The sequence below is a fragment of the Jonesia denitrificans DSM 20603 genome (assembly GCF_000024065.1).
In the GTDB taxonomy this organism is placed as follows: Bacteria; Actinomycetota; Actinomycetes; order Actinomycetales; family Cellulomonadaceae; genus Jonesia; species Jonesia denitrificans.
In genome coordinates this window covers 654,438-669,414 of sequence record NC_013174.1, presented here as the reverse complement: position 1 = coordinate 669,414, position 14,977 = coordinate 654,438, and the positions used below count along the sequence as shown (strand labels likewise).

The following is a 14,977-nucleotide window of genomic DNA, read 5'->3' as shown; positions in this document are numbered from 1 at the left end:
TTACTTCTCCGTGGGTGTGGGGGACGGTGAACACAACGCACGAAAATCAGTGGCTGCCCACCGTTCCCCATGTGCTGTGATTGTCGCGACACGTTCCCCAACCTCTGCGCTGTCCAGGTCGACATCTGCAGAGGTAATTCCGCCGTGAGGTCGTCGAAGAACAATGTCTAGTCGGTCGTCGCTGAGTGTGTCAACGAGCCCTTCGCCCCATTCCACAACGGTCACACATTCGTCCAGTGAGGTGTCCAGGTCGAGGGCATCAACCTCGTCAAGTGAGCTGAGCCGGTACGCGTCCACGTGCACGAGCCCTGGGCCGTCAGTCAATGATGGGTGTTCTCGCGCGATGATGAAGGTGGGAGAAGCGACTGCGCCTCGCACACCAAGCCCACGGCCGATCCCTTGGGTGAGCGTGGTTTTTCCGGCCCCGAGGTCACCTGTGAGAATGAGAAGGTCCCCTGCTGTCAGGTATCCGGCGAGGCGTTCGCCCAAGGACTGGGTCGCGTCGGCGTCGGGAAGGGTGAGGGTGAAGGTCTGTTGTGACGTCACGGTTCCTATTATCCACCTGTGTGAGAGTGCTGAGAAACGGTGGGGGCGTGGTGCAGGTCGCTGGTCGGAAGATACATCCGTGGGAGGCGGTCAGCGATGCGTGTGGTGATTTCATACGAGATTGTTCCGGTGGCGTCAGCCCATTGTTGCGCGCTGGGGACACCAAGGGTGGGGTCACCAAAGAGCGTGGCGGTGTGACCGGCACGAACACTGTCGTCGTGCACGTCAATGACAATCTGGTCCATGCACACTCGCCCCGCGATCGCGTAAGTGACGCCGTTGATCGATACCGGGGCTCCCAGTTCTCCGTTGTGTCCTGATGCGTGCCGTGGGATGCCGTCGGCGTACCCCAAAGGGATCACAGCAATGTGTGTGTCACGGGCAGTCACATAGTGGTGTGCGTAGGACACCCCGTGGCCGGCAGGCAAGCGTTTCGCGGTGGCAATGTCGGCTTGCACGGTCATTGCTGGTCGTAACCCAAGTTCGGCAGCGGAGGCGACCTGCGGAATAGGGGAAAGCCCGTAGATGGCAAGGCCGGGGCGAACAAGATCGTAGGCAAGTTCTGGGGCTGTCAGTGTCGCAGCTGAATTGGCGATGTGCCGCACCTCCAGGTGAGCCCCGGCCGCTTGCACAATCGTGATTGCGTCGTCAAAAACGCGTGCTTGCTCCCGCACACTGGGGTGGTGGGGTTCATCGGCGAATGCCAGGTGGGACCACACCCCGACCAGGGTGAGGTGCCCTGCGTGTTGCGCATCGATGAGGGTGGCAAGCAGAAAAGGAAGGTCAGCGGGAGTGACCCCGTTGCGTCCCAGTCCAGTGTCTACTTTGAGGTGCACGCGGGCCGGGCGTCCGGCAGCTTGTGCAGCGCTGATGACTTCTTGGGCTGCCCAGGGTGCGGCGACAGACACGTCGATGTCTGCTGCGATGAGGTCACGGTAGGGGACGCCGGGCGCATGAAGCCAGGTGAGGATGCGGTCGGTAATCCCAGCCTGACGCAGCGCGAGCGCTTCATGGGCGTGGGCGACACCCAACCAGGTTGCACCACCATGGAGCGCTGCGCGGGCTGCGGGGACGAGCCCGTGCCCGTAGGCGTTCGCTTTGACGACCGCCATGATTGCCGCATGCGAGCCGTTGTCCCCCAGGCGTGTTGCCAGGGTGGACACGTTCTGCGAGATCGCGGCGAGGTCGATGATGGCACGCCCGGGATAAGTTCCTGGTGGTGGTTGGTGGTTATCGCTCACTCCCCCATTCTTACACTGGTGGCGACGGGGACCTGTGGAGATCGTGTTCGCGTACCGAGGTGATGTGCAAGATAAGGTCTGCGCGCACAGCGCTGGCGTCAACACGACGCGCGTTCGCTTCGTCGGCAGACATCACCCATCGGACAGGTGAAACCCGGCGATTCCCAACACAACCCGTGCCCCCCTCGAGCTTGAGTCGCACGATGAAGGGCCAACACGTGTGTCAGTGCCTGATCGACAAGGTCAGATTCAGAGCAGGCCACATACTCAGTCACGAAGCACACACCATCGCAATCGCCGCCGGAATGTGGGCAACCAGGTCACTCGCTGTCAACGGCCCATCACCTCCCTGAAGGGCAGCGAGCTGGTGAGTCAACACCCCGCACGCAACTGCACCTGCAATATCCGTCGCACCCACAGCATCTGCTTTCACCGCCACCAACCGCGCCAACGCTGCCCCTAAGACACCGGCCAACACATCACCTGAACCAGCGGTCGCCAACCGTGACACCCGCGCATCCTCAATGGGCTGCACGTACGTAACCCCCGGGCCAGCAATCACCGGAGTCACCCCCTTCAGCACCACGGTCGCTCCCGTCACCTCCGCAGCACAACGCGCCGCCCACAACGGTCTCGCTTCCACCTGCGCACGAGTCACCTCCACACCAAAGGCCATCAACAGCCCCGCCAACTCACCGGCATGCGGCGTCAACACCATTTGCTCACTCAACGCAAACGACCGGTCAAGAACACCCAACGCACCCGCATCAAGCACAGTAGGCGCCCCCGCCGACATCGCGTGCCGGACCCGCTCAGCCACCGCATCGTCAGGTTCCTGCCCTGACCCCACCACACGCGCCTGCGCCCTCCCGCGGGCCGACACAACATGCGGCGCAACCGAAGCCACAACCCCGGCGACCTCCCGGTCCCCCTCATAACGAACCATTCCCACACCGCACGCAGCAGCAGCACGCGCCGCCAGCACCCCAGCCCCCGGGTAAACAGCAGACCCCGCATCCACCCCCACCACCCCCCGGGTGTACTTGTGGTCAGTTGCTGCCGGCAACTCCCACAACCACCCCCACAAGCCACCAGGTCCAAGATCACCACCAACCACACTCACCACATCCCACTCACCCACATCTACGCCAATATCCACCACCTGCACCCGCCCCGCGGACAACGCCCCCGGCGCAACCAACAGCCCCGTCTTTGCCACCCCAAAGGTCACCGTCACATCCGCGTGCACCGTGCGCCTCGCATCGGCAACCTCACCAGACGATGCATCCACACCAGAAGGAACATCCACAGCTACCCACACAGGATCACCATCCCGCCTGGTACGAGCCGACCACGACGCCAACGCATCACCAGCCAACCCCCGCACCGCACCGCGAGCGCCAATGCCCACAATCCCATCCACCACCACATCCACCCCCGCACACAGGGCAACAACCTCTGCACCGTCACTGGGGGTCACCACCACCGCCTGCGATGCACGGACCGCAGCCAACCCGTCACCGTGGCACCTCTCCCCCACCAGCGCCACCGTCACCGACATCGGCAAGCGCGCCAGCAACGCAGCAGCAAACAACGCATCACCACCGTTATTGCCCTGCCCCACCAACACCACAACCCGCGCACCAGCAACCTGCCCACACCGCTGCCGCACAACCTGCACCACACACTGCGCAAGACCTCTCGATGCACGCGCCATCAACGCAACCCCACGATCCAACAACGGCTTCTCAGCCACCTGCATCTGTCGTGCACTCACACCAACAATCATGTCCCTATTGTGACGCCCCACCCCAGGCACCGCGACCGCCACCACAGCAACGCGCACCACCATTGATACCCACGCAAGACCACCCACCAGCAGTAGGGTGGAACCATGAAATTTGGACTCTTCATTCCCCAAGGCTGGCGTCAAGACCTCACCGGAATCCCCACCGAACGCCACTGGCCCCTCATGAAAGAACTCGCCCAACAAGCCGACCAAGGCGACGCCTACGACTCCCTGTGGGTCTACGACCACTTCCACACCGTGCCAGAACCCGTCCACGAAGCAACCCACGAAGCATGGACCCTCATGGCTGCGTTCGCCGCAACCACCACCCGCGTTCACCTCGGACAAATGTGCACCTGCATGGGGTACCGTAACCCCGCCTACCTCGCCAAAGCCGCCACCACCGCAGACATCATCTCCGGTGGGCGCATCCAAATGGGCATCGGAGCTGGCTGGTACGAACACGAATGGCGAGCATACGGGTACGGGTTCCCCACCGCAGGTCAACGGCTTGCCGCGCTCGCAGAAGGCGTCGACATCATGCACCAGATGTTCACCACCGGGCACGCCACTTTAGACGGCACGCACTACCAGATCACCGATGCGCTGAATTACCCCACCCCCACCGGAACCGTGCCGCTATGGATTGCCGGCGGAGGAGAAAAGAAAACTCTACGGATCGCAGCGCAGTACGCCCAATACACCAACTTCGATGGCACCCCAGAAGTGTTCAGCCACAAAAGTGAAGTCCTCCGAAGCCACTGCGATGACTTAGGCCGCGACTTCGCAACCATCACTCGCAGCGCCAACTACAACGTTGTCATCGCCGAAACCGAACGCGAAGTGAACGACCGGATCAACTGGTACCGCCAGCACCTGGAACGCACCGTGTCGCCTCAGGCCGCGGAACGCGAAACACACTCACTAGCGAACGGGCCACTGGTGGGCACCCCAGAGCGCATTATTGACACCCTGCACGACCTTGAGCAACGGGGGATGACCTACGCCATCACCTACTTCCCCGAGCTTGCCTACGACACCTCAGGAATGGAACTGTTCGAACGGACCGTCATTCCCCACTTGTCGCAGACCATGGGCAAATAAGGCAACATATCTTCCCACACCAACGGCGAGCCCCAAGTATTCCTACCCTTCCGCAACAATCATTGCCGTTGCGATAGGCCCATCATGCGACAAGGACACATGGAACACCTTAATCCCCTGTTCCGATGCAACATGGGCAACAGTGCCTGACACGTGGACCTCCGGGCGCCGCCCCGGCGCCCGGAGAATCACCGCATCATGCCAACGCAGCCCTCCTGGCGAACCCAGCGCCTTCGCGATTGCCTCCTTCGCAGCAAACCGAGCCGCCAACGACTGGACTGGCATGTCACGTTCCTGCGGGGCAAAAAGCCGTTCCACCAAGCGAGGGACACGGTCAATGGTCGCAGCGAACCGCGACACATCAACCACATCCACACCAATCCCAATGATCACGGGGGCTACTCGACCGTCACCGACTTCGCGAGGTTACGCGGTTGGTCAACATCCAACCCCTTCGCCCGCGACAACTCCGCCGCGAAAATCTGCAACGGAACAACAGTGACCAACGGCGACAGCAAGGTCGGGCATTGCGGAACCCAAAACACCTCATCAGCAAATGGGGTCACTGCCTCATCACCGTCTTCAGCGATGACCAGCGTCCGTGCACCGCGAGCGCGGATCTCCTGAATGTTGGAAATAACCTTGGAATGCAGCGAGTCACGGCCACGCGGTGACGGCACAATAACAAACACAGGTTGACCCGGTTCAATGAGAGCGATCGGACCGTGCTTCAACTCGCCAGCAGCGAACCCTTCAGCGTGGATGTACGCCAGTTCCTTGAGTTTCAGGGCACCTTCTAGCGCGATAGGGAACCCAACATGGCGACCCAAGAACAACACAGACGATGTGTCCGCCATCCACCGGGCGATCTCACGAACCCGTTCACCACGGTCAAGAACCTCCTGGATCTTGTCCGGCATGGCCCGCAACTCATCCAACACAGTATGAATCTCATCGCGGAACATGTTGCCCCGCAGTTGAGCGAAGTAGAGCCCGAGAATGTAGGCAGCCGTGATCTGGGAGACAAACGCCTTCGTTGATGCGACGGCCACCTCAGGACCAGCATGGGTGTACAACACTGCGTCCGACTCACGCGGGATAGTCGAGCCGTGGGTATTCACGATCGCGATCACCTTTGCCCCCTGTTCCTGCGCGTGCCGCACAGCCATGAGGGTGTCCATGGTTTCCCCTGACTGGGAAATTGCCACCACCAACGTGCGGGGGGTAACAATGGGGTCACGGTACCGGAACTCGTGGGCAAGTTCGATCTCCACCGGGATCCGACACCAATGCTCGATCGCGTACTTCGCAACGTGCCCCGCATAGGCTGCAGTCCCACACGCCACCACAATGATCTTGTCAATCGTGCGCAGAGTCGCTTCATCAATACGAGCATCATCAAGGATCAAGTCCCCTGACTCGTTGGTTCGACCCAACAAGGTGTCCGCCACAGCTTTTGGCTGGTCAGCGATCTCCTTCGCCATGAAGGACCAGAAACCGCCCTTTTCTGCCGCAGACGCATCCCAGTCCACGGTGTAATGCTTCGGGGTTACTACCTGCCCCTCAAAATCTGTCACCGTCACCGCATTTGGAGTGATCGTGGCGATCTGGTCCTGCCCCAACTCCAACGCTTCTCTGGTGTGAGCGATAAACGCCGCCACATCAGAACCGAGGAAGTTCTCGCCGTCGCCAAGACCCACAACCAGCGGGGAATCGTGGCGGGCACCCACCACCGTATCTGGGTGGTCGGCGTGAACAGCCAACAACGTGAACGTCCCCTCAAGACGTTGCGCAACAACACGCATCGCCTCGGTCAGGTCCCCGCACCGCTCATACTGTGCCGCAAGCAGATGCGCAGCCACCTCCGTATCAGTTTCAGAGACGAACTGAACACCTGCCTCCAACAACTCAGAGCGCAGCGAAAAAAAGTTCTCAATAATGCCGTTGTGAATCACCGCAAGACGACCATCAAGCGCCACATGAGGATGAGCGTTGAGATCACTGGGGGCACCATGGGTGGCCCACCGCGTGTGACCAATCGCCGCTGTTGCCTGCGGAAGAGGCGACTCAACAAGCGCTGTGCGCAAATTGACAAGTTTCCCTGCCTTCTTCGCCACCGCAACCTCATCACGACCAGGGGCAACCAAGGCAACACCCGCAGAGTCATACCCGCGGTACTCCAACCGCCCTAAGCCTTCCAAAGCCACATCCAGCGGGCGCGTAGACGGGGTAGCTGACCCAACGTAGCCAACAATTCCACACATCGATCCGATGTCCTCCTTCGGGCACACGCCCCCAAACAATGCACAACGCGCCCGCGCGGGGTCCCCACATCACAGGCTCTGACAACCACCACACATGAACCAACGCACACGCACAGCAGACCAGCCCATTGTAGATGCCCCACCACACATCGCGCCCCCAAGGTCAGCGACGCCACACTCCCCACACATCACCTCCATTTCCCAACATCGCGATCCATGCGGCAGAATCGTCAGGTGACGGAACACCACATCACGCCGACGACGCCCTATGTGGACCTCGACCGCGCCGCCTGGCAACGACTCTCAGAATCAACCCCGCTCCCCCTCACCGACCACGATGTCACCAGGCTTGCAGGACTCGGCGACCCCATTGACCTCGCAGAAGTCGATGCGATCTACCGCCCACTGTCCAGGCTCCTGAACCTCTACATCGGGGCGACCAGGCAACTCAACCGGGCCACCTCCACCTTCCTTAGAGAAGAATCCGGTGGCACCCCCTATGTCATCGGCGTCGCCGGTTCCGTCGCCGTCGGGAAATCAACCACCGCCCGCATCCTGCGCGAAATGCTCGCCCGATGGCCCGACACACCACGCGTGGAACTCATCACCACCGACGGATTCCTCTTGCCCAACGCGGAACTCCAACGACGCAACATCATGGGGCGCAAAGGATTTCCCGAATCCTACGACCGTCGGGCACTGATCCGCTTTCTGTCCCGGGTCAAAGCGGGACGAACACACGTTGACGCCCCCGTCTACGACCACCTCACCTACGACATCGTCCCCGGGCAACGACAAACCGTCACCCGCCCCGACGTCCTCATCGTCGAAGGACTCAACGTCCTCCAACCCGCACGCCCCCAGCCAGGTAGTGCCACCACCAGCCTCGCAGTCTCCGACTTCTTCGATTTCTCCATCTACGTTGACGCCAAAACTTCTCACATCAGGTCCTGGTACGTCGACCGCTTCCTTTCCTTGCGCGACTCCGCGTTCGCGCAAGAAGGCTCCTACTTTCGCCGCTACGCTAACCTCAGCGACAACGAAGCCATCGCCACTGCAGAATCCATTTGGGAATCCATCAACGAACCCAACCTCACCGACAACATTTTGCCCACCCGGTCGCGCGCCACACTCGTCCTCACCAAAGACGCCGACCACTCTGTCCAACGCGTCCGTCTCCGAAAACTCTAACTACCCTCCTGCCCGCTCCCCTCACGACTCCGAATCCGTGCGGGTGAAAGGAGTCTCAACATCCGGGACGTGCGGGGGAACATACCCATCCATAGACTTCAAAGCCGCCCCGCGGTGAGCAAGCACCCGACGCAACACCGCATCGACAGCCACCCCAATCAACACGCCACCGCCAACACCCACAATCACCGCATAAATAGGGTGCCCCTCAAACCACGCCCCCGCACCCATTCCAATAACCGTGGAATACACAGACCATGTCACCGCAGCAATGGCATCAAAAAACACAAACCCACGACGTGGGAAAAACATCCTCCCAGCCGTAAAATTCACAGCCACTCGACCACCAGGGATATAGCGCGCAGCCACAATGATGGTCGCCGGCTTGCGAGCCACCAACCGTTCCGCCCAATCAAGCACCCGCGCAACCCTCACCCACTGGAGCCAACGCCACGACCGCCGAACTGCTCGACGTCCAATGTGATAAGTCGTCACATCACCACACATCGCACCCGCAATCGCCACCACCACAACTGCCCATAACGGTGGAGAACCAGCCGACACAGCCAATGCAACAACAGCAATGACCAGCGACTCAGACGGGAAAATAGGCAACACGCCGTCAAGAGTGATGAAAAGCCACAAAAACAAAAACAGCAGCCACGAACCCTCATAGCTTGTCGCCACCGACATCAACACATCATTGACGCTCCCCAGCGCCCCAATTACTGCGTCCATGAACCCTGCTGCTCAACCGGAAAACCTAACGCCTCCCCCGCAGCATGCGGATGAGCAGACACCGACCACCACTGCGCAAGATTCTCCATCGTCGACAACGACCGCAAATGCGCACGATCCACGTACAACACACCACGCAAATGGTCAATCTCATGCTGAGCAATCCGAGCCGGCCACCCAGTCAATACCTCATCAACAGGCGCACCAGTCTCATCCCAGCCCATCACACGCACCCGACGCCACCTGGCGACAACCGCCTGGTACCCAGGAACAGATAAACAGCCCTCAAAAAACGACACCTTCTCATCCCCCACCGGTTCATACACCGGATTCACCAACACCCGCATCGGAAATGCCACCCGCTCACGCGGATCAGCATCATCCGCCGCACCCGGATCACGCATCACCGCCACAGCCAGACTCACCCCCACTTGGGGTGCAGCTAAACCAACCCCCGGTGCCACCACCATCGTGGTGTTCATTGCATCAATGAACGCCATGAAGTCAGCACCCAGTTGCCCTTCGTAACGCCCCGCCTCCCTGCGCAACACAGGATGCCCGGCATGAACAAGAGGCAACACCCCATCAGGGCACGACGCCAACAACTCACACACTTGATCACGAACACTCACAGCAGTCACACCACCATCGTGCCACGAACGCACAGTGCCCGGCGTTTCCACGCCGGGCACATTCACGAACTCACCACGGGGAAAGCACGGCACCACCGTGCTCCCCGCACCACTATGACGACAAAGCCAAATGCTCACGCACTACATCAGCTAGACGCTGTGCACAACCCTGCGCCAACTCTTGCGTTGGGGCTTCCACCATGACCCGCACAAGCGGCTCAGTACCCGATGCACGAAGCAACACCCGCCCCGTGTCACCCAACGCGGCCTCCTCAGCAGCAACCGCCGCCAAGACACCCTCATGGGTACGCGCAGCCGCCTTATCCACATCTTTCACATTGATCATCACCTGAGGAAGTTGCGTAATTGCCCCAGCAAGTTCACTCATCTTCACCCGGCGTTCCGCCAACCGTGACAGGAGGTGCAACGCCGTCAAAATACCATCACCAGTCGTCGAAAACTCCGTCAACAACACATGCCCCGACTGCTCACCACCAATGGTGTAGCCATGACGAAGCATTTCCTCCAACACGTAACGGTCGCCCACACTCGTTTGCACCGTGGAGATACCACGCTCCTCCATGGCCAACCGAAGACCCAAATTCGACATCACAGTCGTCACTAAGACGTTGTCCTTCAAACGACCAGCCTCAGCAGCACCGATCGCTAACATCCCCATGATCTTGTCGCCATCAACGATGATCCCCTCTTCATCAGAAGCGATACACCGATCCGCATCCCCATCAAAGGACACACCCACATCAGCAGAATGCCCCACTGTTGCAGCCGCCATCCGGCGGGGAGCCGTGGCCCCATACTCGTGGTTGATGTTCTCACCATCAGGCTCATTCCCGATGACGATGACCTCAGCCCCCGCCCGCTCCAGCGCCAACGGCCCCACCACACTCGCGGCCCCATGCGCACAATCCACGACAACACGAAGCCCCTCAAGCGAATACGTCACCGTATCCACCAGCGCGTCAACATAGGCATCAACAGCAGAGTAGTCGTACCTGATACGCCCCACTTTCGCACCCACAGGACGTTCCCAGTTCTCCCCCATAAGCGCAGCAATCTGGTCCTCAACATCATCGTCGAGCTTGTACCCATTGCGGTCGAAAAACTTAATCCCATTGTCCTGCATAGGGTTATGGGAAGCAGAGATCATGACACCTAAATCGCCACCAAGTCGCCCCGTCAAAAAGGCAACCGCTGGTGTCGGTACGACGCCCACATCAACAACATCAACCCCAGCACTCGCCAAACCTGCAGCAACTGCAGCAGAAAGAAACTCACCCGATGCACGCGGGTCACGGCCCACAATCGCCCGTGGACGCGGTTTACGAAACTCGCCACGCAGCGCCAACACATGCGCCGCCCCCACTGCAAGATCCAGTGCCAGTTCCGCAGTGACATCACGGTTCGCTAACCCGCGAACACCGTCAGTCCCAAAGAGTCGTGCCATGTTGTTCCTGTTCGTCACATCGTCTACAGACGATCATCATCACGCGCGCTCACACCAATAAGCACGCAGGCCAAAGTCAAAGTCCACCACACCGTGCGTCAACCACACCCACGCCGGTCCCAATCTACTGTATGACCACATCGCCACTGATGGGTGGCAAGAGGAGAGCATGTGGAGGAAAAGCAAAGGGCCCCCACACCAACGTGCGGGAGCCCTTCGTTTGTGAAGCTGCAGATCAGCGCTTGGAGAACTGCGATGCTTTACGGGCCTTCTTCAGACCAGCCTTCTTACGCTCAACTGCACGCGCGTCACGGGTCAAGAACCCGGCCTTCTTCAAGGTTGCACGGTTAGCGTCGCGGTCAATGGCGTTCAGCGCACGCGCAATACCAAGGCGCAAGGCACCGGCTTGACCGGTCACCCCGCCACCATTGATACGAGCGACGACGTCGAAGCGACCCTCAACGTCCACTGCTTTGATCGGGGAGTTCACCAGTTGCTGGTGCACCTTGTTCGGGAAGTAACCGTCCAATGGACGCCCGTTGATTGTCCACTGGCCGGAACCAGGAACTAGGCGTACACGGGCAATAGCTTCCTTACGGCGCCCAACACCCTGACCTGGTGCGGTAATGCTCTGGCCGCGCCCGGTCGGTGCTGCTGACTCGGATGTGTATGTGCTGGGGATCTCTTCGTCGCCCAGTGTGTCAATATCGACGGTGGTTTCGGCCACTGGAGTGTCCTCGCGTCCTTATATTCGCGTAAGCCGAAGCCTACTGCGCGATCTGGGTAATCTCGAAGGTCTTCGGCTGTTGTGCAGCATGAGGGTGTTCGGAGCCTGCGTAAACGCGAAGCTTCGTCATCTGCTCACGGCCGAGGCTGGTCTTAGGGATCATGCCGCGAACGGCCTTCTCCACAGCACGTTCAGGGTTCTTCTCCATGAGTTCGGAGTAAGGAACCGCGGTGAGACCACCTGGGTAACCGGAGTGCCGGTAAGCCTTCTTCTGGTCAAGCTTGTTGCCGCTCAGAGCCACCTTGTCAGCGTTGATGACAATGACAAAGTCACCGCCGTCGACATGGGGGGCAAAAGTAGCCTTGTGCTTGCCACGGAGCAATTGAGCGACGTGGCTGGCGAGGCGACCGAGTACAACGTCGGTGGCGTCAATGACGTACCAGTCACGTTGAATGTCGCCTGGCTTCGGGGTGTACGTACGCACGTTCGTAGCCTTCGTTTCGTGTTCGTGTCTTCTCTGTCGCTTGTCAGCGCGCAGAAAGGTCGGCGAGCGCTTCGTGGAGCCTAGCGAGTGGGCGCACCGGTCTCGGGAGAAGCACAATGATTACGTGTACAAGCACTGCAGAAAATCCAGCGGATCCTTCTTCAGTGACAGCCTGTTGCGGTGACGGTTGAAGCAGGCGGGACCTCGGAGTGTCATACTCCTGATCCAACAACCATCCAGTCACACAGCACACATGGATATACAGCAATCAGGTTTCAGTGTACCCCACGATGAAGATCAATGGGATTTGAGGTAGGTCACGTCTTGGGTTCGCTCGCTGCAATCAGTACACACAGTCGACTGAGCAACCGCCACATGCTCATCGCAGTACAAACGAAGTCGCTTACACCCCGGGTCCGCGCAATTAAGGAATCGTTCCGTGGGCGCCTCACACACACAACACCGCCCCAACGTTAAGGTCTCGCCATCAAAGTGGTGCACCATCCGCTTATCAAACACATACAACGGGCCCTTCCACAACCCAGTTGTACCGAACTTTTCGCCGTACCGTACAATCCCACCTTTGATTTGATAGACATTCTCAAACCCGCGGTTCTTCATGAGAACAGACAAAATCTCGCAACGCACCCCACCTGTGCAGTACGACACAATGTGTTTGTCCTTCAAATGGTCATACTTACCAGATTCAAGTTCCCTCACGAAATCATGCGTGGTCTGAGTGTCAGGAACAACAGCACCTTCAAAACGGCCAATATGCGCCTCAAATGCGTTGCGCCCGTCAAAGAACACCACATCATCGCCTAACTCATCAACGAGCGAATTCACTTCCTCAGGCTCAAGGTGCTGCCCCCCATTGACTACCCCATGGCGATCAACCACGACCTCCTCAGGCGCCCCAAACGCCACGAGCTCTGGCTTGACCTTCACAGACAAACGAGGGAAATCCGCACCTGACCCCTGTGACCACTTCACATCCATTGACCCAAAACCGGGGTACTGTCGCGTCGTCTTCACATACTGTTTTAAGTCCTCAAGACGACCGCCCAACGTCGCATTAATCCCCGACGGTGCCACAATGACACGTCCCGTCAATCCATACTTTTCTGCCAACGCCAACTGCCACAAACGCACTGCCGTGGGATCAGCCACCGGAGCAAACGCATAAAAAAGAATAATTTTGTTGATCGCCATAACACTAGGATATGGCGATCACGGCTCTACCGAGACAACAGATGCGTCACACACCGCCGTCCAACAGTTCCTCATCCATCCGGCGGGCACGGATCGCCTGCGCCCGGTCAGCTAGTTGGTCGACCGGCGGATACGCTACCTGCTCGAGAGTCAACCCATGTGGCTGCACCACCGCCGATGAATTCACCCTCGACTTCGACGTTAACGCCTGGACCAACCACTCTTCACCACGCACCCCCCGCCCCACATCAAGAGACGCACCCACCAACGCGCGCACCATATTGTGACAAAACGCATCCGCGCGCACAGTGGCACGCACAAGCCCTTCATCTGGCCCCTGCTCCACCCGCTCCCAGCGGAAATCCTGCAGTTCACGGATAGTCGATGCGCCTGGACGCGGCTTACAAAACGCCGCAAAATCCCGCAACCCCACCAACGGCGCTGCACCACGATTCATCGCCTCAACATCAAGAGGTGAGCGTACCCACAACACAAAAGGCGCCGTCAACGGATCACGCATCATCACATCGTCAGCAATACGGTAATAGTAGGTCCGCGACAACGCCGAAAAACGCGCATCAAAACCAGGCGGTGCCGGGGCAACCCGACGAACCACCACATCGGAAGGCAAAATCCCACCCAACTTAGCTCGCAGAGCCTCACCCGGCGTACGATCCGACCGGCCCGGTAACCGCTCCCACCGGTCACCAGGAACATCACAATGAACAACCTGCCCACGCGCATGGACACCAGCATCCGTACGCCCAGCAACAGTCACCGCAATGCGCTCCCCCATCAAACGCTCCAACGCGTCCTCAAGGGTGCCCTGAACACTGCGCAAACCCGGCTGACGTGCCCACCCCACAAAGTCCGTGCCACGATAAGCCACATCACAACGAATCCGAATCACGCCAACCACACAATCCCTCACAAACAGGTGTGGGGCACCAACCTCACGGTCGGTGCCCCACACAAGCACATCACGCCTCAGCGTGACAACACATCACTTTGCTTCTTCAACCTCAGCGGCAGGAGCATCAGCTTCAGTAGCAGGAGTGTCAACAGACTCCTCCACCTGAGCTGCTGCTTCTTCCTTAGCAGCGGCACGCTCAGCGGCCTTCGTTGCCTCTTTCACAACAGCCTGCTTCGGGGAAACCGGCTCAGTGATGAGCTCGATGACAGCCATCGGCGCGTTGTCGCCACGACGAGTACCGATCTTGGTGATTCGAGTGTAACCACCCTGGCGCTCTGCCATTGCCGGTGCAATCTCCGTGAAGAGACGGTGCACAACAGTCTTCGCGTCACCTTCAGCGTCTGGGACGTGAACGGTCTTGTTGCGAATCACCTGAGCAACCTGACGGCGTGCGTGGAGGTCACCACGCTTGGCCTTCGTGATGAGGCGGTCGGCCACCGGCTGAAGACGCTTGGCCTTTGTCACGGTGGTCGTAATACGGCCGTGCTCGAAAAGGCTAGAAGCGAGGTTCGCGAGCATCAAACGCTCGTGAGCCGGGCTGCCGCCGAGCCGTGGGCCCTTAGACGGGGTAGGCATTGTTCTTGCTCCTTGCAGATTGTGAGACCGCTCGT

General features: G+C 59.5%; 15 protein-coding genes. 2 read left to right on the top strand and 13 right to left on the bottom strand.

The window, feature by feature from the left end:
- The 3 genes from tsaE to JDEN_RS03145 all read right to left on the bottom strand — a co-directional run bounded on the left by tsaE (nucleotide 1) and on the right by JDEN_RS03145 (nucleotide 3,576).
- A complete protein-coding gene (gene tsaE / locus JDEN_RS03155; protein WP_015770920.1) occupies nucleotides 1-546 on the bottom strand; it encodes a tRNA (adenosine(37)-N6)-threonylcarbamoyltransferase complex ATPase subunit type 1 TsaE in 546 nt (181 codons plus the stop codon).
- A gap of 8 nt (nucleotides 547-554) precedes the next feature.
- On the bottom strand, nucleotides 555-1,787 hold the full coding sequence (gene alr / locus JDEN_RS03150) for an alanine racemase (protein WP_015770919.1): 1,233 nt from the start codon (nucleotides 1,785-1,787) through the stop codon (nucleotides 555-557).
- A 271-nt stretch (nucleotides 1,788-2,058) separates the two neighbouring features.
- Nucleotides 2,059-3,576, bottom strand: a complete 1,518-nt coding sequence (locus JDEN_RS03145) for a bifunctional ADP-dependent NAD(P)H-hydrate dehydratase/NAD(P)H-hydrate epimerase (protein ID WP_041288108.1) — start codon at nucleotides 3,574-3,576, stop codon at nucleotides 2,059-2,061.
- Nucleotides 3,577-3,681: 105 nt separating this feature from the next.
- Here JDEN_RS03145 and JDEN_RS03140 point away from each other — a divergent pair, with 105 nt between their 5' ends.
- A complete protein-coding gene (locus JDEN_RS03140) occupies nucleotides 3,682-4,680 on the top strand; it encodes an LLM class F420-dependent oxidoreductase (RefSeq protein ID WP_015770917.1) in 999 nt (332 codons plus the stop codon).
- Between the two features lie 42 nt (nucleotides 4,681-4,722).
- Here JDEN_RS03140 and JDEN_RS03135 read toward each other — a convergent pair whose 3' ends face one another.
- Nucleotides 4,723-5,073: a holo-ACP synthase gene (locus JDEN_RS03135; protein ID WP_015770916.1), complete on the bottom strand. Its 351-nt coding sequence runs from the start codon at nucleotides 5,071-5,073 to the stop codon at nucleotides 4,723-4,725.
- A 5-nt stretch (nucleotides 5,074-5,078) separates the two neighbouring features.
- Nucleotides 5,079-6,944 carry a glutamine--fructose-6-phosphate transaminase (isomerizing) gene (gene glmS / locus JDEN_RS03130; protein WP_015770915.1) on the bottom strand — a complete coding sequence of 622 codons (1,866 nt, stop codon included), beginning with the start codon at nucleotides 6,942-6,944 and terminating at the stop codon, nucleotides 5,079-5,081.
- 216 nt (nucleotides 6,945-7,160) lie between these two features.
- Here glmS and coaA point away from each other — a divergent pair, with 216 nt between their 5' ends.
- Entirely contained in the window at nucleotides 7,161-8,135 is a 975-nt protein-coding gene (coaA, locus tag JDEN_RS03125) for a type I pantothenate kinase (protein ID WP_015770914.1), read from the top strand.
- A gap of 21 nt (nucleotides 8,136-8,156) precedes the next feature.
- Here coaA and JDEN_RS03120 read toward each other — a convergent pair whose 3' ends face one another.
- The 8 genes from JDEN_RS03120 to rplQ form a co-directional block, all read right to left on the bottom strand.
- Nucleotides 8,157-8,873: a DedA family protein gene (locus JDEN_RS03120; RefSeq protein ID WP_015770913.1), complete on the bottom strand. Its 717-nt coding sequence runs from the start codon at nucleotides 8,871-8,873 to the stop codon at nucleotides 8,157-8,159.
- Nucleotides 8,861-9,514, bottom strand: coding sequence for a peptide deformylase (locus JDEN_RS03115; RefSeq protein WP_041288106.1), 654 nt, complete (start codon nucleotides 9,512-9,514; stop codon nucleotides 8,861-8,863). The genes JDEN_RS03120 and JDEN_RS03115 overlap by 13 nt, the downstream gene beginning before the upstream one ends.
- A 103-nt stretch (nucleotides 9,515-9,617) precedes the next feature.
- On the bottom strand, nucleotides 9,618-10,970 hold the full coding sequence (glmM, locus tag JDEN_RS03110; RefSeq protein ID WP_015770911.1) for a phosphoglucosamine mutase: 1,353 nt from the start codon (nucleotides 10,968-10,970) through the stop codon (nucleotides 9,618-9,620).
- Between the two features lie 235 nt (nucleotides 10,971-11,205).
- Nucleotides 11,206-11,697: a 30S ribosomal protein S9 gene (gene rpsI, locus JDEN_RS03105; RefSeq protein WP_015770910.1), complete on the bottom strand. Its 492-nt coding sequence runs from the start codon at nucleotides 11,695-11,697 to the stop codon at nucleotides 11,206-11,208.
- Between the two features lie 40 nt (nucleotides 11,698-11,737).
- Nucleotides 11,738-12,181 carry a 50S ribosomal protein L13 gene (rplM, locus tag JDEN_RS03100; protein ID WP_015770909.1) on the bottom strand — a complete coding sequence of 148 codons (444 nt, stop codon included), beginning with the start codon at nucleotides 12,179-12,181 and terminating at the stop codon, nucleotides 11,738-11,740.
- Between the two features lie 297 nt (nucleotides 12,182-12,478).
- Nucleotides 12,479-13,393 carry an oxygen-dependent tRNA uridine(34) hydroxylase TrhO gene (gene trhO / locus JDEN_RS03090; RefSeq protein WP_015770908.1) on the bottom strand — a complete coding sequence of 305 codons (915 nt, stop codon included), beginning with the start codon at nucleotides 13,391-13,393 and terminating at the stop codon, nucleotides 12,479-12,481.
- 46 nt (nucleotides 13,394-13,439) lie between these two features.
- A complete protein-coding gene (truA, locus tag JDEN_RS03085) occupies nucleotides 13,440-14,312 on the bottom strand; it encodes a tRNA pseudouridine(38-40) synthase TruA (RefSeq protein WP_049754506.1) in 873 nt (290 codons plus the stop codon).
- Between the two features lie 84 nt (nucleotides 14,313-14,396).
- Nucleotides 14,397-14,942: a 50S ribosomal protein L17 gene (gene rplQ / locus JDEN_RS03080; protein WP_015770906.1), complete on the bottom strand. Its 546-nt coding sequence runs from the start codon at nucleotides 14,940-14,942 to the stop codon at nucleotides 14,397-14,399.
- Nucleotides 14,943-14,977: the final 35 nt, after the last annotated feature.

Coding starts and splice junctions, on each gene's coding strand:
- JDEN_RS03120 (WP_015770913.1), bottom strand. CDS start 8,873: ATGGACGCAGTAATTGGGGCGCTGGGGAGCGTCAATGATGTGTTGATG.
- rplQ (WP_015770906.1), bottom strand. CDS start 14,942: ATGCCTACCCCGTCTAAGGGCCCACGGCTCGGCGGCAGCCCGGCTCAC.
- trhO (WP_015770908.1), bottom strand. CDS start 13,393: ATGGCGATCAACAAAATTATTCTTTTTTATGCGTTTGCTCCGGTGGCT.
- JDEN_RS03140 (WP_015770917.1), top strand. CDS start 3,682: ATGAAATTTGGACTCTTCATTCCCCAAGGCTGGCGTCAAGACCTCACC.
- glmM (WP_015770911.1), bottom strand. CDS start 10,970: ATGGCACGACTCTTTGGGACTGACGGTGTTCGCGGGTTAGCGAACCGT.
- JDEN_RS03145 (WP_041288108.1), bottom strand. CDS start 3,576: ATGATTGTTGGTGTGAGTGCACGACAGATGCAGGTGGCTGAGAAGCCG.
- glmS (WP_015770915.1), bottom strand. CDS start 6,944: ATGTGTGGAATTGTTGGCTACGTTGGGTCAGCTACCCCGTCTACGCGC.
- coaA (WP_015770914.1), top strand. CDS start 7,161: ATGCGGCAGAATCGTCAGGTGACGGAACACCACATCACGCCGACGACG.